The 21310-nt window shown below is 49.5% G+C and carries 17 protein-coding genes and 1 pseudogene; 14 read left to right on the top strand and 4 right to left on the bottom strand.

Annotated elements, in window-relative coordinates:
- The first annotated feature begins 157 nt into the window (after window positions 1–157).
- The 7 genes from FB479_RS27355 to FB479_RS27325 all read left to right on the top strand — a co-directional run bounded on the left by FB479_RS27355 (window position 158) and on the right by FB479_RS27325 (window position 7619).
- Window positions 158–1153 carry a beta-ketoacyl-ACP synthase III gene (locus FB479_RS27355; protein WP_142067373.1) on the top strand — a complete coding sequence of 332 codons (996 nt, stop codon included), beginning with the start codon at window positions 158–160 and terminating at the stop codon, window positions 1151–1153.
- A complete protein-coding gene (locus tag FB479_RS27350; RefSeq protein ID WP_142067372.1) occupies window positions 1143–2318 on the top strand; it encodes an ATP-grasp domain-containing protein in 1176 nt (391 codons plus the stop codon). The genes FB479_RS27355 and FB479_RS27350 overlap by 11 nt, the downstream gene beginning before the upstream one ends.
- Before the next feature lie 15 nt (window positions 2319–2333).
- A complete protein-coding gene (locus tag FB479_RS27345) occupies window positions 2334–3335 on the top strand; it encodes an NAD-dependent epimerase/dehydratase family protein (protein ID WP_142067371.1) in 1002 nt (333 codons plus the stop codon).
- Window positions 3325–4176: an MBL fold metallo-hydrolase gene (locus FB479_RS27340; RefSeq protein WP_142067370.1), complete on the top strand. Its 852-nt coding sequence runs from the start codon at window positions 3325–3327 to the stop codon at window positions 4174–4176. The genes FB479_RS27345 and FB479_RS27340 overlap by 11 nt, the downstream gene beginning before the upstream one ends.
- Window positions 4164–5498 carry a F390 synthetase-related protein gene (locus FB479_RS27335; protein ID WP_142067369.1) on the top strand — a complete coding sequence of 445 codons (1335 nt, stop codon included), beginning with the start codon at window positions 4164–4166 and terminating at the stop codon, window positions 5496–5498. Before FB479_RS27340 ends, FB479_RS27335 begins: the two co-directional genes overlap by 13 nt.
- A complete protein-coding gene (locus FB479_RS27330) occupies window positions 5479–6636 on the top strand; it encodes a GNAT family N-acetyltransferase (protein WP_185746427.1) in 1158 nt (385 codons plus the stop codon). Before FB479_RS27335 ends, FB479_RS27330 begins: the two co-directional genes overlap by 20 nt.
- Before the next feature lie 95 nt (window positions 6637–6731).
- Complete coding sequence (locus FB479_RS27325; protein ID WP_106653840.1) at window positions 6732–7619, top strand: DMT family transporter; 888 nt, start codon at window positions 6732–6734, stop codon at window positions 7617–7619.
- Here FB479_RS27325 and FB479_RS27320 read toward each other — a convergent pair whose 3' ends face one another.
- A complete protein-coding gene (locus FB479_RS27320; RefSeq protein WP_106653841.1) occupies window positions 7620–8327 on the bottom strand; it encodes an ArsR/SmtB family transcription factor in 708 nt (235 codons plus the stop codon).
- Between the two features lie 177 nt (window positions 8328–8504).
- Here FB479_RS27320 and FB479_RS27315 point away from each other — a divergent pair.
- Window positions 8505–8852, top strand: a pseudogene (locus tag FB479_RS27315) (DJ-1/PfpI family protein); the annotation flags it as partial.
- A gap of 72 nt (window positions 8853–8924) precedes the next feature.
- Here FB479_RS27315 and FB479_RS27310 read toward each other — a convergent pair.
- Complete coding sequence (locus tag FB479_RS27310; RefSeq protein WP_142067368.1) at window positions 8925–9914, bottom strand: M23 family metallopeptidase; 990 nt, start codon at window positions 9912–9914, stop codon at window positions 8925–8927.
- Between the two features lie 198 nt (window positions 9915–10112).
- Between FB479_RS27310 and FB479_RS27305 the strand changes: the two genes are divergently transcribed.
- Window positions 10113–10838: a response regulator transcription factor gene (locus tag FB479_RS27305; protein ID WP_106653844.1), complete on the top strand. Its 726-nt coding sequence runs from the start codon at window positions 10113–10115 to the stop codon at window positions 10836–10838.
- Window positions 10828–12591, top strand: coding sequence for a sensor histidine kinase (locus FB479_RS27300; RefSeq protein ID WP_142067367.1), 1764 nt, complete (start codon window positions 10828–10830; stop codon window positions 12589–12591). Before FB479_RS27305 ends, FB479_RS27300 begins: the two co-directional genes overlap by 11 nt.
- Window positions 12592–12677: 86 nt before the next feature.
- On the opposite strand, the gene FB479_RS27295 is transcribed toward FB479_RS27300, so the two are convergent.
- On the bottom strand, window positions 12678–14435 hold the full coding sequence (locus FB479_RS27295) for a methyl-accepting chemotaxis protein (protein WP_142067366.1): 1758 nt from the start codon (window positions 14433–14435) through the stop codon (window positions 12678–12680).
- 240 nt (window positions 14436–14675) lie between these two features.
- Between FB479_RS27295 and lplA the strand changes: the two genes are divergently transcribed.
- From lplA to FB479_RS27280, 3 genes are all read left to right on the top strand, one after another.
- Entirely contained in the window at window positions 14676–15665 is a 990-nt protein-coding gene (lplA, locus tag FB479_RS27290; RefSeq protein ID WP_142067365.1) for a lipoate--protein ligase, read from the top strand.
- A gap of 109 nt (window positions 15666–15774) precedes the next feature.
- A complete protein-coding gene (locus FB479_RS27285; RefSeq protein ID WP_142067364.1) occupies window positions 15775–18249 on the top strand; it encodes a toxin Cry1Ac domain D-VI-related protein in 2475 nt (824 codons plus the stop codon).
- 32 nt (window positions 18250–18281) lie between these two features.
- Window positions 18282–19172, top strand: a complete 891-nt coding sequence (locus FB479_RS27280) for a GNAT family N-acetyltransferase (protein ID WP_142067363.1) — start codon at window positions 18282–18284, stop codon at window positions 19170–19172.
- A gap of 91 nt (window positions 19173–19263) precedes the next feature.
- On the opposite strand, the gene FB479_RS27275 is transcribed toward FB479_RS27280, so the two are convergent.
- Window positions 19264–20235 (bottom strand): DMT family transporter, encoded by a 972-nt coding sequence (locus FB479_RS27275; protein WP_142067362.1) that lies wholly within the window; start codon window positions 20233–20235, stop codon window positions 19264–19266.
- 137 nt (window positions 20236–20372) lie between these two features.
- Here FB479_RS27275 and FB479_RS27270 point away from each other — a divergent pair, with 137 nt between their 5' ends.
- Window positions 20373–21233 (top strand): LysR family transcriptional regulator, encoded by an 861-nt coding sequence (locus FB479_RS27270; protein WP_106653851.1) that lies wholly within the window; start codon window positions 20373–20375, stop codon window positions 21231–21233.
- Window positions 21234–21310 lie beyond the last annotated feature (77 nt).

Here is a 21310-nt window from a genome sequence, read left to right as displayed (position 1 = left end):
AGAAATGCGGATCAAAAAAGAAATCCCGATACAACAAACACTTGGGTAATTAGTACCAAGTGTTTATTCTGTTTACCATAAATCGACAAACTTATGTAAAATATAGGGCAGATGTCGAATAGTGTGTGAGTAATGCGAGCTAAGGGAGACACAGATTATGGAGAGAAAAATCAAAATCCTCGGAACAGGAAAATACTTGCCCACTCGGCGAGTGACAGCGGCAGAACTGGAAGAAAAGCTGGGACTTGCGGCTGGATGGGTAGAGAAAAAGTCCGGGGTAAGCGTCAGGCATTTTGTGACGGACGAAACGGCAGCACAGATGGGGGCCATCGCTGCCAGGCGTGCTTTGGAAGCGGCGGGCCTCTCCCTTCACGATATCGATTGTATCGTATGTGCAAGCGGGACGGCGCAGCAGGAAATCCCATGCACGGCTGCCTTGATTCAGGAAGAGCTTCAACTAAGCAAAACAGGTATCCCTTGCTTTGATATAAATGCGACATGCCTGAGCTTCGTCACTGCGCTGGATGTGATGTCGTGCCAGATGGCGTTTGGTATTTATGAGCGAGTCTTGATCATTTCATCGGAGATATCCTCCGCAGGTTTGAATTGGGAGCAAAAAGAGAGCTGCGTGCTGTTCGGAGATGGAGCTGCGGCTGTTGTCATCGGCAGGACGCCAGCACCAGAAAGCTCCCGCATCTTGGGTTCAAGTATGAAAACATATAGTGAAGGAGCGCATTATTCCGAAATAAGGGGTGGCGGTACGCTGATCCACCCGAGCCAATTTGCGAAAGGAAGAGAAGCAGACTTTGCGTTTGATATGGATGGACGGAAAATTTTTCGCCTGACCTCGCAGTTGATTACCGGATTTGTGGAGCGCTTGCTGTCCTCAGCCTCCGTAACCAAGGAACAAATTCGTACAGTCATTCCTCATCAGGCCAGTGGGATGGCGATGCGGATCATGGCAGGCAAGCTCGGATTTAGCGACCAGCAAATGGTGAACATTCTGGCGGAGCACGGCAATGTCATCGCAGCTTCGATCCCGATGGCGCTGCATGAAGCGATTGGGCAGAATCGGGTACAGCGAGGCGATCATCTGTTGCTGCTGGGCACATCCGCCGGCTTGTCTCTCGGAGGAATTGTGCTTGAATACTAAACAATCCGTCTTGCTGACAGGAGGGCGAGCTCCAGCTACGTTAGAGTTGGCGCGCTTGCTGGGTTCTGCGGGACATCGAGTCATTGTAGCAGAGAGTGCGCGGCGACATTTATGCCAGCACTCTCGTTATGTAGAGCGCTCCTACCAAGTGCCTCCTCCCCGACAAGAGCCCGATGCTTATATCGAAAAGCTGTGTGAAATCATGCAGCGTGAGTGTATCGATCTTTTGATCCCGACTTGCGAGGAGATATTCTACGTATCGCGCGGGCGGGATCGCTTGCTTGACTTTGGTGAAGTACTTGTAGAAGGAATCGAGGTACTGCGTTCGTTGCACGACAAATGGCTTTTTGCCGAAATGGCCCGTGAGGTGGGCGCACTGGTTCCACAGACGGTTCGGGTACAATCTCCTGTTCAATTGCGGGAGGCTATGCTGCAAGCTAGGGGGCCAGTTGTGCTAAAGCCCGTGTATTCTCGCTTCGCAGCTCATGTACAGATCGTGGCAAACCCGTCCTCTGCGGCAGGGCAGTCCACGCTACCCGAACCGACAGTTAGGCAGCCATGGCTAGTCCAACAGTTTATAAAAGGGAAACAGGTGTGCAGCTACGCGGTTGCTCATGATGGACAGCTCACCTTGTACGCCGATTACGAAACAACATATACAGCAGGGCAGGGTGCCTCGATTCACTTCGTCTATTCAGACCATCCACAGGTAAGAGATTTTGTTAGTCGCTTCGTGCAACAGTGTACGTTTAGTGGACAAATCGCATTTGATTTCATGGAGAATGAGCAGGGAGAGCTATACGTGATCGAGTGCAATCCACGCCTGACAAGCGGTGTGCATTTGTTTGCAGGACAGCAAGAGGCTGCGACTGCTTATTTTTCTGATCGGGGAAAAACGGTTGTTCCTGCTGGAAAACAAGCTTGCATGCTAGGGATGGCGATGCTGACATACGGCCTTGCTGGCATGACGAATGGCAAGAAAGCAAAGCGTTGGGTGAGCGACCTGCTTTCTGCAAGGGATGTTCTGTTTAGGCGGGATGATCCGCGGCCTTTTTTTGATCAGTTCTCCATGCTGGCAGATTTGGCTTGGCAGAGTTTACGAACGAGAAAAAGCATGATCGCTTGTAGTACGAGCGATATCGAATGGAACGGAGAAGAGGCGTAAGGACGTGAGGAAGTAATGAACAAGCGAGTTCTAGTAACAGGGGCGACGGGGTTTCTCGGACAGAAGCTGACGACACGACTCCATGAAATGGGCTATGAGGTAACAGCGCAAGGGAGAGACGAGCGAATCGGCCAGCTATTGCAGGAGCGAGGCATCCGATTTCTTCGGGCAGACCTAAGAGACAGAGAAGCCATGCGGAAGGCATGCCGCGATCAGGATATCGTGCATCACGCGGCTGCTTTTTCCTCGCCGTGGGGAACGTACCGTGACATGTACGAGACGAACGTGACAGGAACGATTCATATCATCGAGGGCTGCAAGCAACACGGCATCGAGCGTCTGGTTCATGTATCGACACCGAGTATTTATTTTGCTTTTGACGACAAGCTGGGAATCCGCGAAGATGAGCCGATGCCCGTACGTTTTGCCAATACATACGCACAGACCAAATACCAGGCGGAGCTGGAAGTCGACAAGGCGTTTCTTGCAGGGCTTCCGACGATAACGATTCGTCCTCGGGCCTTGTTTGGCCCAGGGGACAATGCAATCCTTCCCCGATTGATTCGCGCCAATGAAAAGAAATTCGTTCCGCTGATCGACGGAGGCAAGGCGATCGTTGATTTGACCTATGTGGAAAATGTCGTGGACGCGTTGATCTTGTGCATGGATTCTCCAGCGCACACATTGGGACAGGCTTACAACATTACAAATGGGGAGCCAGTGACGATGATCGAGGTGTTGTCAGATGTATTCCGCCGCTTGGGGGTCCCGCTGAAAACGCGCGAGCTGCCATATTGGAAGGCGTATGCGGCAGCTTGGGTGCTGGAGACGCTCTCCAAGACCGTTTTGGGCTATCGCGAGCCGGTTTTGACGCGTTACTCGGTAGGCGTGCTCGCCAAATCACAAACCTTGGATATCTCCAAGGCGAAGCGCGATCTGGGCTATGAACCACGGGTGAGCATTGCCCAGGGCATCGAGACGTTTACAGATTGGTGGAGGACGCATAATGGACGTTAAACTGACGCTGATGGACACGGGCTACTGCCAGCAGCTCGAGATGTTTTCACGAAAAGGCGGCCGGATGAAAAACATCCCGTTTCACGCCATTGCAGGGCTTATCGAGCACCCCGTCCACGGCTTGCTGCTCTTTGATACGGGCTATTCGCAGCGCTTTTTTGAAGCTACGAGCAAGCTTCCTTATTCGCTGTACGGCAAAATAACGCCGGTATTCTCGGAGGCACATGAGAGTATTTCTGAGCAGCTCGCAGCACGCGGAATCAGAACGACAGACATAGCGGGCATTCTTATTTCTCATTTTCATGCGGATCATATCGGCGGTTTGCGCGATTTTCCGCATGCGCGACTATATTGCTTCGAGAGTGCCTACAACCACGTCAAGGGAAAAACGGGGTGGGCGGCGTTACGGGAGGCGTACTTGCCTGATTTGATGCCTGACGATTTCGAAGAAAGGGTGACTTTCATTAATCGCGGAGGGCTGGTGGCATTGCCTGAAGCTTACGCACCGTACACCGAAGGCTACGATTTGTTTGCGGATCAGAGTCTGTATATCGTCGATCTGAACGGCCATGCAATCGGGCAGTTTGGTGTATTCCTGCGTGATCGGGATCATGGGGATGTATTTTTGTGTGCGGATGCCGCTTGGTCGAGTGAAGCCTATCGCGGCAACCTGTTGCCTCATCCGCTGGCTAGGTTGATCATGGCGGATCGACCGGCGTATCGCGAGCATTTGCACAAGCTTCATGTGCTATCCCGCCAACGCCCCGACATGAAAATCATGCCGACACACTGCGGGGAAGTCTGGCAGGCCAGCAGAGGAGAGTTCACATGGAGATCATGACGCTCTTGAAGCAGTATGTAAAAACGAAGTGGCTTGCCCGTCGGTTTTCCTCGCGTGAGCAACTGGTGAAATGGCAAGAAGCGCAGGTCAGAGCGATGCTGTCTCGCATTTTGCCAGCCTCTCCTTTTTACCGAAAGAGATTGGGAACGCCAGAACAATGGAGACAGATGGAGCCGATTGATAAAAAGAGCATGATGAGTCATTTTGACGAGCTGAATACGTGCGGGATCAAGAGGGAAGTAGCGTTTGGGATTGCACTGAAAGCAGAAACGACACGCGATTTCACTCCCCAATTAAACGGCGTGACCGTAGGCTTGTCTTCTGGGACATCTGGCAATCGCGGGCTTTTTCTCGTGGGACCGCAGGAGCAGGCGAAATGGGCAGGGGTGATTTTGGCAAAAGCACTGCCTGGTCAGCTATGGTCAACGCATCGGATTGCTTTTTTCCTGCGAGCGAACAGCAACCTGTATACGGCGGTCAACAGGCGGCGCATTCAATTCTCGTTCTTCGATTTGCAAATACCGCTCGATCAGCACCTTGATCACCTGAATCAGTATCAGCCGACGGTGCTGGTTGCGCCAGCCTCGATGTTGAGAATGCTCGCGGCTGCCCAGCATCAAGGGAAATTGCGGATATCTCCGATCAAAGTGATCTCGGTGGCAGAAGTGCTGGACCCGTTGGATCAAACATACATCGCAGAAGTGTTCGGGCAGATCGTGCATCAAATTTATCAATGCACAGAAGGACTGCTTGCGGTGAGCTGCTCTCACGGGACGCTGCATATCAATGAAGACCTCGTGGTGGTGGAAAAGGAATATCTCGATGAGCAAAAGGAGCGATTCTTTCCGATCATCACAGACTTTTCCCGGACGACACAGCCGATTATCCGTTACCGTTTGAACGACATTTTAACGGAAAAGCGTACCCCATGTCCGTGTGGCTCGGTATTTATGGCGCTGGAATGGATTGAGGGCAGGGCAGATGATCTGTTTGTTTTTCGCCATGAAAATGAGGTGCGCCTAATATCGGTCTTTCCTGATTTCATCCGTCGTGCTGTCATTACCTCGTTTGATACGATTGAAGAGTACACGGTACGGCAGCTCAGCTACGAGCAAGTTGAGGTAGCACTGCTCATGAAGGATGGGAAAGGACCGTCCATGCGGGAGCAGGAACGAGTACGCCAAAGTCTTGAGCGAGTCATTGCCGATCAGCAAGGACAATTGCCTGCGATTGTGTTTGCACCGTACGAGTTGAATCTCGGTACGAAAAAATTGCGGCGGGTAGAGAGGATGTTTGTTCCAGGTGAGCAGGCAATGGATTGAATGGTATGAAGGGACCTCGGTGGGGCCAATCCCTTGGGAACAAGTACAGGATTCCGACTACGTCAAAAGCTACTTGCTGCCCATGATGACGGAACAACCATCCCGCTATGTGCAAAATGTACAGACGCGGATGCATGCACTCCGTGTAGGCGATCGGATCATGCCCGTCACGGTGAACGATACCGAGTACGACAATTCGTATGTCAGTTCGGTGTTTACCCATTACGTGACGTATGCGAAGGAAGAGCTAGGCATGCTCGATTCAGGGGTGTTGAGGCGGGTATTGTCGACTGTTCTGACAGGGCTTGGACATTGGATGAAAAAAAGCCAATGCAACAAAATGGTCATTTTCAACAACTGGCTGTTATCGACGAATCTGTATCATGATGTGAGTGCAGATGAAGTCAAGGACATCACGGAAAACGGCATCCAAAAGTTCCCTGGCCATATCATCGCGTTTCGATCTGTCTGTCGCAGACTGTATCCGGATTTCCACAAGGGACTTGTAGAGAAGGGCTATCTCATGGTTCCCAGCCGCTACGTTTACCTTTTTCACCCCGATTGGCCAGCGCAGGGCAAGTGGCGGGTCCGCAATACGCTCAATCGCGATCGGAAAATGCTTGCCAAATCCGGCTATCGCATCCTGCGTCATGAGGAGCTGGGAGAACATCATGTCGAGCGAATCGTTGCTTTATATGACGCGCTGTACCTGGATAAATACTCCCGGCATAATCCACAGTTTTCGGTGGAGTTCGTCCGACTGGCAATACAAAAGAAGACATTGACCCTCATCGGCTTGGAAAAAGACGGACGACTGGACGGCATTCTTGGCTACTTTGAGCGAAATGGTGTGATGACGACACCGCTATTCGGCTATGATACGACGCTCCCCAAAGAGACCGGGCTATATCGGATGCTGTCATGCCTCTTGGTACAAGAAGCACAGAGCAAAGGCATCCTGCTCCATCAAAGTGCGGGCGTAGGCGCATTCAAAGCGGACAGGGGAGCCGAGGGAGAACCGGAATATACTGCGGTGTATGTCAAGCATCTCCCGTTTTATCGTCAAGCGGTCTGGAAAGTGCTCGCTGTCTTGCTGAATCATATCGGAATCAAAATGGTGGAGAAGTACCAACTGTAAACCATTTGCACGCTTCGACCCTCATCGAACTATCCGTCAGGTACACTACATGTAAGAAGAAACAAGTAGCTTGCCTGAAACGGGGGAACAACGCCATGAATCGAATTTTGTTCGGAATACTTGTCGTCGTGACGACATCATTGATGGGCTCGTCTTTTGCGGTAGGAAAGATTGGATTGGCCTATTTTTCACCATTGCTGCTGGTAGGGCTGCGTTTTACCCTGGCAGGACTGATCATGGGAGCATGGGTATGGAAAAAGCCGCTCCCGAAGTCGGTGGGTGACTGGGGAAAGCTGTGTTTGATCGGATTTTTGCAGACGGCCGCCGTCATGGGGTGTATCTTTTTAAGTCTGCGTACGATCACAGCGGGTGAATCCTCGATCCTGACGTTTATGAACCCACTGCTCGTGGTCATATGGGGAACGTTGCTTCTAGGCATATCCTATCGGCTGACGCAATGGATGGGGGTTCTGATTGGACTGGTTGGGGTGTTCATCACGCTTGGCTTCCATCTGCAATGGGAGACGGGAACGCTGTTTGGTATCGGGTCCGCCCTTGCGTGGTCAATTGCCACGATTCTCGTCAAAAAGTGGGGAGTCCGTTTCAATGTATGGGTGATGACAGCCTATCAGATGTTGTTCGGAGGAATTCTTCTCCTCGTGATGGGGTTCACGTTGGAAACGCCGAAGCTGATTATCACACCGACCGCTGTGTTCGTCGTCCTATGGCTCGCGATTATGGCTTCCATTGTGCAGTTTGCGACGTGGTTTTATTTGTTGAATCACGGAGATCCGGGCAGAACGAGTGCATTCTTGTTCCTCGCTCCGTTCTTCGGTGTTTTGTCGGGCTGGGTGTTGCTGGGTGAGGTAGTGCAATGGCATGTGTATGCGGGAGGATTGTTGATTTTCGCAGGGATTTTCCTCGTGAACTGGACGTTTGCCCCGCGAAGGCAAGTAAGTGAAAAAGCACAGCTGGCAGAGTAGCTAGCTGTGCTTTTTGCATTCATCTACATGCAGTCCGAACTCGGTCATAAAGCCAGAGCTGCCTAAAGGCGTGACACGGACTGCTCTCCCTCCTGGCACTCGCTCGATCCAGCCAAGCTCAAATAATCGGTTGGTGAGTGAGGCCCCGAGGCTGCCTGCCAAGTGGTGGCGACGCTCGCTCCAATCCAAACACGGACGGGCAAAGCGACGCCTGCTCTTCGGCTTGGCCTGAAGGTCTACGCCGAGTGATTGCAGCTTGGTTTTTCCCGCATCACTGAGCACGTAGTCTTGACCGGATGCCTCGATCAATTGCAATTCCAGCATTTTCTGCGTCAGGGCAACGCCCACTTCGCCTGCGAGATGGTCGTAGCAGGTGCGAGCATAGCGGACGGCTCGCAATTGGTCGGACTCGCGCAAGGAACGAACAGGCTTAGGTGCAGCAATAGTCATTAACGATTCCAGGGCATGGGCGACTTCAGGGCTGGCCAGACGATAGTAGCGATGTCGGCCGTGCGACTCGCTGACTAAAAGACCGCCTTCCACCAGCTTTGCCAAATGCGTGCTTGCTGTTTGGGGGGTGACTTTTGCGTTTCGTGCGAGTTCACTGGCGGGGAGTGCCTTGCCGTTCATCAGGCTGACCAGGATGGAGACGCGGGATGGTTCTCCTATGAGGGACGCGACCTCTATAATATTCGGGCTGGTACTCATCAGACAGCGGACCTCCTCCATCATTTTTAATCTTCTATCAATGACTCTAGCAGAATCTTACAGCTAAAAAAACTAGAGATGTTCGCAAAAAGCTATTGTAAAATATATCCAAACGTGAAATGGGGGAGATCCACATGGAGACCAAGCAATGGCAAGTAGGAATTTTTTTGTTTGACGAGGGAACGAGAAGTACATAATGAGCAAGTGATCAAATGGATTCGGAAGCAAATGCAGCAGGTGGAGCTGATGGCCTCTGTCTGCACAGGAGCTTTTTTACTTGCAAAAGCAGGCTTATTATCGGGCAAAAAGGCAACGACTCATTGGGCTAGTCTCGATCGAATGGAAAAGGAATTTCCAGAAGTCATTGTGCAAAAAGGAGTAAAATTCGTAGATGAAGGAAATATCGTGACATCTGCTGGGATCTCAGCGGGTATCAATATGTCCTTTTACATCATCAAACGAGTAGTAGACGCGGACGTAGCAGAACAAACTGCCAAGACAATGGAGTATGATATTGTCCTCTAAAACAAAGCGGCAGTCCATCTCTTTGAATATAAGGCAAAGGGATGGACTGCCACTGTTTAACAGCTATACGATTTATTTCACGGTAATGCTTTCACCTTGACGCGGATTCAATCCGTCCTCCCATTGCACGCGAATGGATTTGCTATGGAACAAATCTTTGCCGTCAGAGACCTGATAATGCAGATGAGGCTCGCTGGAATTGCCGGAGTTTCCGCATAGCCCAAGCAAATCTCCTTTCTCCACATGATCGCCAAACTTCACCTTGGCAGAGCCTTCCTTCAAATGGGCGAAGTAGCTGAATTCTCCGTTGCCATGATCGAGGATGACGACGTTGCCAGCAGGCTGCTGCGCGTTCATTGCTCCGACAGGGACATTATCCTTGATATCATGGACGACATGCACGACTGTTCCTGCCTGTGGCGCGAGTATTTCTTGCCCGAACGCATAGTAGCTCTCGTTTTTCAAAGGATCACCCTTGTAGGACAATCCGTCTTTGACCTGAATCAGATCGTATGCATAGCGTTGGCTCTCCACCTCGTAATGATAGTTCGAAAGGACATTCTGACCTCCCCAGAACACATACCACTCACCTGTAAACGGTGCGCTATATACCAGCTTTGTTAAAGCATTGTCGGTGTCAGGGTAGCTTTGCAGCGGCTTTAATAAAACGCCCGTAATGGTCCCTTTTTCATCCGTCGTAAGGACGAGGCCCCGTTTGGCGTCCTGATCCACCCAGGTGTCAGAATAGCTGCCGTTTACGGACGTGTGGGAATGGTGATTCCATGATTTCACCCCCTTGCTAAAAGCGGTATACCCTTCTACAAATTGTGCTTTTGAAACCTGCTGTTTGAACGACGAGCTTGTTTGATCATACACATCCTCTATTTTTCCGTCATGGAGAGCTTGCACAAAAGATTCCGCTTGAACAGTCATCGTCTTTGCACCTTCTTCTTTCTTTGTGGGGGATTCAGCAGCAGCGGATATTGAGGTTGCTTCTGATTGCCCAGCACATCCTGTCAAAAGAATTGCTCCCACACCAAGTAAAATCCATACTTTTTTCATGTCGCCACTCCTATCTTTTTCTAGCGCTAGCTCCATTATAGAAAGCCATTCTTATCGGACATGAAACGCTGGCTTACAGGATGCTTAAATCGATCGCGGCAAAATTATGATTCCGTTAAGGTTGTTGCGGGCGCGTGCTGACAGTACGCATGATAAAATGGAGGATAACGCAAAAGCGGGAAAAGGAGCGAAGTGATCGTGAAAGATGCAGCTATCCTTCTCGTGGACGATGAACAAGCCATTCTCCAATTGCTTGAGACCGTACTGCACAAAGAAGGGTTCCACTCAATCGACAAGGTGAAAACATCCGAAGAGGCGCTCTGCGCATGCGAACGAAAAAGCTATGATCTGATCGTCCTGGACGTAACGCTTCCAAACATGAGCGGCATAGAAGCTTGTCCATTCATCCGCCGTCTGACGGAAGCGCCGATTTTGTTCTTGAGTGCGAGAGATACCGACTTTGACAAGCTGACCGGATTTGCCGTTGGCGGGGATGATTACGTGACGAAGCCCTTTAACCCGATGGAAATCGTCGCACGCATCAAGGCATTGCTTCGCCGTACGCGCAAAACGAACCCGACCGTACCGACAGCACCCGTGTATGGGGTCTATGATTTTGGTCGTTTTCAAGTCTATGAAGCAGCAGGGGAGCTCTATGTGGAGGGGAAAGTCATTCCTTGTCCGTCCCTTGTTTTTCAACTGTTGCTATTTTTGTGCAAAAATCCGAATCGGATATTTTCGAAAAGCGAGCTGTACGAACGAGTGTGGGGCGTGAATAGCTTACGTGACGACAACACCATCATGGTGCATATCCATCGGATTCGGGAGCGTATCGAGCCCGACCCAGCGCAGCCGGAGTTTTTGGTGAACGTTAGGGGACTCGGGTACAAAATGGTGAAAAAGGGCATTCCTTATGAATATTAAGAGCAGAATTGCGCTCCATCTGATCATGTGGCTGGTGCTGGTTGGCCTGATCCTCTTTGTACTTGCTGGGTTTACGTTATATTGGACGCTTGAAGAAATGTCAAAAGTACAGTCCTCACGTGAATTTGAGAGTGTCGGCTTGCAGCGGTTGATCCAGACCATTGAAGTAGAGGGAGAGGATGTCCGTTTTGACCCGAAGCTGCTGGAGCAGGTGCGAGATAGCGGTGGGTGGCTTCAGCGGATTGATGAAAAGGGTTATGTCACCGACTCTTTCTTTACCCCGGCTGACGTACCCAGCTACTACGGTCCCGGCCAATTAACCGCTTATTGGCTCCGAAAAAGCCCGTTTCCGTATCAGCTATCGTTATGGATACAGGAGAAAGACGGCGTAGTTCACACCTTGCTGTATGGGAGGACGAATCGCGATGACGATTTCTTGCAGCAGGTGATTAAGGAGGCTGTACATAAAAATCACGAGATTATGCTTCCTCCAAGCATCCAAAATCAACTGAAGAGTAAATCGGGCTGGGTGCAGCTCCTTGATCCGAAGGGAGCGGAGCTGGCTTCATTCAATAAGCCTGCAAAAGCGATCAAGGATTTCTCAGTGGAAGAACTGGCGTTGCGCTCGGTATACCCGGATCGCTACGGAGCAACAATTGTATCGCATTATGATCAAAACAGCGGTCAAACCTGGGTACTCAGTTTTCCGTTGCCAGGAACGACTCCCGGGGAAGAGCCCCTTTTGACACCGGAAAGTAAGGCCCTTTTCATCGGGATGGGTATGTTGCTCTTGTCGGCAATGTTCGTCTTCGGGATTGTGTCCTACTTGTTCGGACAGCGATTTGGCGCACCGATTGTTCACGTTTTACGATGGCTGACCTTTCTGCGTGGAGGAAAGTACGAGGAGCCTGCCAATGCGGATGGTGTTCCGCTCAGCCAAGACAAGCGAGGGAAGAAAAAGCGCAAATACCTTATCTTCCAAGATGTGATCGATTCGATGGACTCCTTGTCGCAAACGCTTAACCGCAACGAAAAGCTTCGGCAAGAAACGGAGCAATTGAGAAATGAGTGGATCGCAGGCGTTTCCCATGATCTGAAAACGCCGCTGTCCTCTGTCAAAGGGTACGCGCATCTGTTAGGAAATACCGCGTATACGTGGACGACAGATGAGGTACATGCTTTCGCCAAAATTATTTTGGACAAGTCAGCGTATATGGAAGACTTGATCAACGACTTGGCGCTGACGTATCGATTGAGGAACGGACAAGGTGCCCCTACAGTCGAGCTCGTTGACCTGAATGTTTGCACAGCTGAAGCCATTACGGAAGCAGCAAAACATCCGTTGTATCCGGAAGGCTGCATCCGCTTTATCCCCTCTACCGAACCTGTTTACATACTCGTCTACAAGCCTTGGTTTCAGCGTATCGTGGATAATCTGGTTGCCAATGCTTTGATTCACAACGAGAGCGGTACGACTGTGTCCATCAGCGTACAGGCAGTCCAGCCATCTACAGCTGTGCTTATTTTTAACGACAATGGTAGTGGGATGGATGAAGAAACAGCTGATCGACTATTTGAGAGGTATTATCGTGGCACAGACACCGAGTCCCGGACGGAAGGCACAGGCCTTGGGATGGTCATTACAAAAGCATTAGTGGAAGCGTTTGGTGGTTCAATCGAGGTGAAAACAGCCGTCGGGCAGGGGACGACGATTTCGATTACGTGGGAAGCGGAGCAACCGCCTCGGGCTTAAAGAGGCTTTTATTGAATCGAAAAGGCTGCGTTTGCGAGGTCAGGGGTGACCAGCAAAGGCAGCCTTTTTCGTTTCAGAGATGATGGTTACACCTTAAATTGCTGAATCGATTCATGCAGCTCGTCCGCCATTTTTGACAAGGAAGCAGCAGAGGACGAAATTTCCTCCATAGAGGCTAATTGCTGTTCAGCGGCAGCCGAAATGTTTTGTGTTCCGAAAGCCGTTGTCTCCGCAGTGGAGGCAATCGCTTCAATGGAATGGACAGCTTGCTCCGCTCCGGTTGTCATGTGATGAGTAGCAGTTGTAACTTGCTGAATCTGACGTGCTACTTCTGTCGTTCCAGATAAAATTTCCTGGAAGGCCTTGCTGGCTTCATGTACGACTTCGATTCCAGCCGAAACCTCAGATGTCGTCGTCTGCATCACGTATACGGCTTTGTTCGTGTCGACTTGAATCGCGCTAATGAGGTCTTTAATCTGCTGAGTAGATTTTGCTGATTGCTCAGCCAAGATGCGTACTTCATTGGCGACGACAGCAAATCCACGTCCATGCTCTCCAGCACGGGCCGCTTCGATCGCAGCGTTTAGCGCCAACAGGTTCGTTTGTTCGGCAATCGAGGTGATGACCTCGACAATATTGCTGATCTCCGAAGAGCGGTGACCAAGCATTTTGATTGATTCTGCCAACTCGAGAACAGTCGTGTTGATGGAATTCATTTGAGCGATGGCACCGCCAATTGCTTCATTGCCGCTTGAGACCAGCATGTTCGCTGTATCGACTGTCAGAGAGACTTGTTCGGAACTGGATGCAATTTGTTGCAGACGGGAGGACATGTCGTTGATCGTCTTGACCGTTCCATCGATCGTTTTGGACTGATCCTCTGCTCCGATGGCGATCTCTTGCATCGTGACGGCGATTTGCTCGGTTGCCTTGCTCGTCTGTTCTGCACTCGCTGTCAGCTCCTCAGAGGTAGAAGCAACATGCAGAGAGCTGATGCGGACACGAGAGATGAGCTGGCGCAGATGATCTGTCATATGGGTCACGTCATGTACCAATTGTCCGATTTCATCACGGTTTTTTACCACGATGTCTTTCCCGGACAGATCTCCACCGGCAATTTCTTTCACGCGCTCAGCAACCAAGGAGATGGGCTTGGAAATGAACCCGGAGGCATACCACGAGACGAAGAATCCGACGATCAAGGAGAGTCCCAGCACGATCAGCAAATCAGACAGTACACTTTCGGCAGGGGCATTGAAGTCTTCCATGTAGCTGCTTGCGCTTACGATCCATCCCCAGTGAGGGTCTAGCTTGGAATAAGCGATTTTCGGATAGAGAACATCTGGCTCCGCTGGCTTTGACCACTGATAGTATGTAAAGCCGCCACCTTCCTGACCGCGCTTTATCATTTCTCGGGTAAAAAAGACACCGTCAGGATCTTTTGTATCCCATTGATTCTTCCCCTCAATAGAAGGAGAGGCGAGCATGACACCTTTCTCATCCAGAACGAACATGTACCCGCTGGCACCGGAATCGATATTTTTGTTAATCGAGCGGGTTCCATCCGATTGCTTTGGCCCGAGGATCCGAATTTTTACTTGCTCTTGTGCATCTTCTTTGCTGATTTTCCCAGCTTCGACCTGTTTCTGGAGAACATCAATCATTTCAATCGTCAAGTTCACGTTGTTTTTTAAGATGCGGCTGCCCAAGTCGTCCAAGCTGTAGCTTGCAGAATAATAGCCCTGAATTCCGATGTTAAGGCAAGGAAGCGCCAATAGCAGGAGACATAACAGGACGAGCTTGGTACGTAGAGAGCTTGAACGGGAGAACTTGGCTGTTTTCATAAAGAACACCTCGTTGATCCATAGTATTTCATCTAGAAAAGAAAACACCAAGATGATTGCCCTAGACTTACGTCCTTTATCGACAATTTGAAAACGTTTTTATAGAGGATTTTCAAAAAAACTACAAAAAAAATAAGATAAGTAAACGTAGCCGCATATATGAGCAGATTCGAAAGCAGTGCAGACCAGCAGGAAATGGTATGATAGGAAGATAGAACGCTTACGGATGGGGGCTATCTAATGAAATTCATCGATAATCAAGGGATAACAGATCCGCGCATCAATTTGGCGATTGAGGAGTACGCCCTGAAGCATTTGCCCAACAGTGACGACTACTTGCTGTTTTATATCAATGAACCTTCTATTATTATCGGGAAAAACCAGAACACAATTGAGGAGATTAATGCGGCTTATGTAGAGGAAAACAATATCCACGTCGTTCGCAGACTGTCTGGAGGCGGTGCTGTTTATCACGATCTGGGCAATCTCAACTTCAGCTTTATTACGAATGATGACGGCGAGTCCTTCCACAATTTCCGCAAATTCACGGCTCCTGTGGTACAAGCCTTGAAAACATTAGGGGTAGAAGCAGAGCTGACAGGACGAAATGACATACAGGTCGGGGAACGGAAAATTTCTGGCAATGCGCAGTATTCGACCAAAGGACGCATGTTCAGCCACGGCACGCTGCTTTTTGATTCGGAAATGGAAAACGTCGTGTCTGCTCTAAAGGTAAACGCAGAGAAGATCCAGTCGAAAGGGATCAAATCTATTCGCAGCCGCGTCGCCAACATCTCGGAGTTTTTGGGGACGAAGATGACCATTGAAGAGTTCCGTCTGGCGATTCTCCGTTCGATTTTTGGAGAAGGGGAGATCGAAGAATACATACTGACTGAAAAGGATTGGGAGAACATTCACGAGCTTTCCCGTTCCCGTTACCAGACTTGGGAGTGGAACTACGGCAAGTCACCGAAAAGCAATTACCGTCAATCCAAACGTTTCGATATCGGCACCGTGGAGATTCAGCTTGATATTGAGAAAGGCAAAATTAAAGAAGCGAAGATATACGGAGATTTCTTCGGTGTACGTGATGTGGCGGAGCTTGAAGCAGTGCTGCGAGATACGCCGTACGACCGCTCCTCAGTCAGTGAGCGACTCGCCGACATCAATCTTCAGGAGTTTTTCGGGAATCTGGATCAAGCGTCTTTTGTCGATCTGTTACTCGTCTAAAAAAGAACGTCAAAAACCTAACTTTTGTTAGGTTTTTTTCATTTCCTCCTCTGATAGCATTAGTTTGCATGATTTTGTCATACAAAAGAAAAAGAGGGGGTATTTACATATGGGCAAACAGCAGCCAAAAGCCAAAACAATCCTGACAGCCGTTGTTTCCACTGGTTTTTTGCTTTCTTTTGTCGGCAACGCCTATGCAGCCGTTTCCTATCCGATTAAAGAAATCCAGACAATCGGGACAGCCAGCACGTCAGTAGCAGAAGACAAAACAGATGAGGAAGTACGAGAGGCATCAGAAGAAGTAGTAGAAGAAGAGAACCAGTCATGGGAGTCCTTGCTAGAGTCAGAGGGGCATACAGCGACCAACGGCTTTATTGCCTATCGATTGGAGACAGCTCCAGACAAGGCACCTGCTGCAAAGGATTTCCGTTTGACGTCCGCTATAGATGATCGAAATCCCATTTGGATCAAAATCAAAAGCTTCGTCTGGTTAGAGGAAGAACAGCTTGTTTTGCTCAGTTTTTCACCGATTCGTGCCGCGAAAAAAGAACAGACGGTTTCCCTGCGCTTGCAGTATGACGGCGAAGAAGAGGAATTTGAACCATTCGTGATCGCTGAGAAAGGGACAAAAGCAGAGCGAATCGAGCTGGTAGCGATGGCAAAAGATGCAGAGTTGTCTACGGAAGAGAAAACGGACAAGACGCTGACACTGGTCGCGGTTGCTTGGGATGATCATGATCGCATCGTCTCTGGACGGGAGCTGCTCTGGAGCTCTAGCAATAGACGAATTGCCTTCGTCAACTTTGAGGGCAAGGTAACAGCAAAGAAAGAAGGTTTGGTAGAAATTACGGCAAAAATGGACGATGCGGAAGCCGTCTTTGAGATAGCCATAGATGGAGCCGAGCTGCCTGATTTGCCCGCGCTTTCTGTCAGCGAGACGGTGATAGAAGAGGCAGGAGCAAATGATGGCAGCATCACGGCAAAACAAACGCTCAAGCTGTCTAACGGCAAGTTCCTTGGTGAACTGTCTGCCGATGATATCGAGGTACATCATCTGCCTGACGGGCTGGATATTGAGGTTAAACAAGAGAGTGACGACGAGCTCACCATTTTGTTTATTGGACAAGCCAAAAAGCATACCGCTACGGACAATGTGAAAGAGGTCAGCTTCACGATCGACAAGCGACACATCAAGCGTGCACAGAAAGATGTCACGAGTGACAGTTTTTCCATCCGATTCAAAGAACCCGTCATTGTGATTCCGCCGCCAATCGATCCTCCGCCGATCCCCGCTCTTCTGAAAGCCAAGAGAGCAGTCGAAGAGCTGTTTACGGATGGGAAGAAAGAAGAACTACGGGCAGGAACGACCCAGAAACAGATCGATGATGCGAAAAAGCTGGTCGAGGGGCTGGACAATCGTGTATCGGCAAAGTCAGGTCTGCTTGCTGATATCGGGAAAGCTCAAACACTCTTAGATAACGGGAACAATTTGCTGGAGGAAGCCCAAAAAGCCGTTCGTGACCTGTTCACCGATGAAACCCAGACAGCGCTAAAACCGGAAGTGACACAGAGCACGATCGATGCAGCGAAGGCGAAAGTGGCGAAACTAAAAGATGGTTCGGAGACAAAGGTATTGCTGTTAGCGGGCATTCAAAAAGCACAGGAGCTATTTGATCAAGGGAACAATCTGCTGGAGGAAGTGAAGCAGGCAGTTGAGGGCCTTTATACGACGAATGATATGATCGAGCTGAGGCCCAAGGTCACTCAGGAAATGATCGATGCGGCCTCTTCCAAGGTCGAGCTTCTGAGTGAAAGTCCAGAAAAAACACACTGGATGTCGTATGTGGCAAAAGCACAAATGTTGTTCAACATTCCACGCATGGAACGTTTGCCAGATGCAAAGATCGAGCTGCCGATTGCTCCGACTCAGACGCGTCAAGTTACGATTGCCGACAAATGGGAGCCGGCAATGGATAAAAGGGTATTAAGCGAATATCTTGAGGTATCTGTAAAAAACCAGCCTCTCTCGTACAAATATGACAACCAGTTGGACCGTTTTGTGATCAATGAAAAGGAATACATCACAGTCGAGGTCGACGGGTCTTTACTGGAAATGAACCATGGAGATTATGGCGTGACGATCAAGGCCAAGCCAACGGTTACAGAAGATGATAACTCTTATGCAGTGTTCAAGCTGTATCGCGGCCAAGATTTGCTGGATACAGAGGAGATCGGTGTCGGGTTTGATGCTACTAACCCACAATTGTCCCCAGACGTCACTGAAGAGGGAACAACCTATACATTGTCGGCGTCAGAACCACTTCGTAATGACCCAAATCCCAATTTGCGGTTGTTATTCTCACCTTCCGGGAATTTTGACGACATGAGAGAGGTAACAGGGTATGCCAGATTCCAGGTGTCAGGAAACACCATTCGGGTAACGTTTCAGGATACGTTTTACACCACGTTCGGGTCTTTCATCACGGAACACAGCAAGGTTTCCTTTGAACCAGGCTTCATGAGGGATAAGGCCGGGAATCTCATACAAGGTAGAGCAACAGCATCTGTAAAACCCAAGCAATGAATAAGCCAAAGTCCATCGAGGAGGTACGAACATTGCAACTAGAGGAACTGACTGCTAGCACTGCACGGGCGTATAAATCGTTGGTGCACCCCAAGCACTTGGAGTGGCTGGACCAGATCAACAGCTCATCCGTTTGGGGATTTGGGGCTTCTAATAACAATCAGCCTGCGGGCATCGTGTTGGGGCGATCCGCTATAAACGAGGGACAGGCCAAGATCATCGAGCTTGTTGTAGCAGAGGGGCATCAACGGCAGGGAATGGGCATGAAGCTGCTGTGGCACGCTGAGCAAAAGATGAGAGAGCAAGGCATCAGCGATGGTCAGTTCGCTGGCTTCATCAAAGCACAAGATTTTTCATGGCTCTCCAAAATAGCGATCAGGGAAGGCTGGCAGTTGCCAAAGGTCAAAACCTATATGTACACACTCGGCTCAATGCGGCTGGGTGAGTGCCAGTGGGTGGAGAGGCTGACGCTCCCCGAAGATTTTACCCTCTTTCCTTGGAAAGACCTGACACCAGCAGAGCGACTGGAAATTGAACAGGGAGAAGGGCAATGGTACACGTCGCTATTGTCTCCGTTTTTTGAAGAAGGAAAATTCGATCCCGATTACAGTACAGGCTTGCGCTATCAGGGGAAAGTCATTGGCTGGGTGATCGTACAGCGAATGGCTGGTAATCTGCTTTTGTACAAAACGATGTTCGTCCAGGAGAAGTATCAGCAACAGGCAAGAGGAATTACGCTGTTGATGAAAACGATTGAACAGGCGCTGCCAACGTTTCCTTTTGGCATGTGCTTTGTCGAGCATGACAACGAGTCAATGCTGCGGTTTATGGAAAGAAGATTGGGTCCGACAATTTTGCACCGGAAGCTCTGGATTGAAACGACGAAGGTGCTAGTCGGACAATATTCGGATCACTTCTGTTAAAAATGTATGCTTGTCATCATGAGAGAGCCAGGAGATATAAAAAAGGATAGAGATTCAGGGCTTCCTGAATTTCTATCCTTCCTTTTTTAGACTACATGGACGGAACTTTTCTTCCACTCGGTTGTTGCTTGGTGACGGAACGGTATTGCAGTTGCTTTCTTTGGAAGTGGTTGTTCCCGATCAGGGCAAGGATCACGAGCAAGGTGCCGCACAATTCATAACGGCTGATCTCATAACCTTGAAACGCCATCATGGCAAAGGTCGTGATCGGAACCAGGTTGATAAACAAAATGCCGTTGAGCGGAGTAAGCAGCTTAATGCCTGCATTCCAGCTCAGAAGAGCTACAAAGCCGGGTAAAAGAACCATGAACGCCATTTCGTACTTGATGGACATCACAGTTTCGACGGTAGGAACCGGAAGCCATTGAAAGAGGGAGGCAGTCGTGACAATCACGAAATTCACTCCTGTTCCCAAGAGACACGTCAACGTGGAGTAGCGAAGTGTAGACCACGTGCTAAAACGCCCGCCGCCGATCGAGTAAACAACCCAACCCACGACACCGATGAAAATGAAGAACAACGGGATCAAATGCTCACTTGCTGTAGTAAAGAAGGTAAGATTGCCATTGGTAATAACAAGGACAGCACCGACCAAAGCTACCAGAATCGTCGCCAACGTATAGTACGGCGGCAGCTTTCTAGTCGTAATGGACAAAAGGACAATCGAGATCATCGGCATGAGCACTTCCATAATGGACGCTGCAATCGTGCCTGGCTCTCCCATCAAATCCTGCCCGAGAAATACTCCCATATTGTAGACGGTAAACGCCATTGTTCCAAAAAACAGCAGAGACTTCCCGCGCCCCTCAAAATGAAACGCAGACAAGCCTTCTTTTGCCCAGAGCAAACCGCACAAAATCATCGTTACGAAAAAATATCGAAGAAATGAGAAGTAAAATGGATCGATCTCTTGCAGTGCGATGTGCGCAACCGGAAACATCGCCCCCCATGACATACTGGCGACCATGCAGAAAATAGACCCCAAAAGTAGTTGCTTGTTCATTATGCGATTTCTCCTTTTCAATCTGAAGCTGACAAAGTTGACTTACCACATCATACTGGATGAAAATATGTTAGTATAATGATTGATAATAACTTTATGTATCATTTTCAGTGATAGATGAAAGGAGGGAGAGAAACGTGGAGATCAATGATTTGAAAATATTTCAGATGGTTGCCACTTTGGGCAGCGTGAGCAAGACCGCAGCCGAGCTGAGCTACGTTCAGTCGAATGTGACGGCGCGGATCAAGCTGCTGGAAAAAGAGCTGGGGACACCTTTGTTTTATCGCAACAAGCGAGGCATGACCTTAAATACAGAAGGGAAGCGCCTGCTTGAATATTCGCGAGAGATCATCGCCAAATTCGAAGAAATGCAAAAGTACTTTCATCGGGCGTCTGAGCCGTCCGGGGTGTTGGAAGTCGGGATGGTTGAGACGATTAATGGCCTTCCGGGGTTGTTATCCTCGTATTGCAGCCAGTATCCCCATGTCGATATTTCACTCAAGGCTGGGGTAACGGAGAATTTGCTGCAAAAAGTGCTGGATCTCGCGCTGGATGGAGCGTTCGTGAGTGGACCGATCAACCATCCTTTGATCGAGCAGGAGCAAGTGTTTCAAGAGGAGCTGGTGTTGGTAACGAAAAACAGTTCCTTCACTGCCAGTGATATCACAGGGAAAGCTCTTTTGCTCTACAAAAAGGGGTGCGGGTATCGGGAACGGTTAGAGACCTGGATGAAGGTAGAGGGCCTGATTCCGAAAAAAGTGATGGAGTTCGGAACGTTTGAGACCATTATCGGGGGCGTAGCAGCGGGGATTGGCATTACCATTTTGCCGAAGTCGGCAGTACACCACTTGGTCGAGAGCGGAACGGTTCATATCCATCGCATCCCGGAGCCTTATCATGAGGTGACAACCGTTTTTATTCGCCGAAAAGATTCATTTGTAACGAACACGATGCAAGCGTTTCTGAACGAAATCCGGTTGCAGAAAACGAAAGCGTAAGTGATGCAAATTACTCCTTCCATCGATGAGAAAAATATGGTAAATTTTATTTCAGAACAAATGTTCTGTCTTTGGCT

Source organism: Brevibacillus sp. AG162 (assembly GCF_006715575.1).
GTDB lineage: Bacteria > Bacillota > Bacilli > Brevibacillales > Brevibacillaceae > Brevibacillus > Brevibacillus brevis.
The sequence above is the reverse complement of the archived record's forward strand: the minus strand, read 5'-3'. Positions and strand labels throughout refer to the sequence as shown.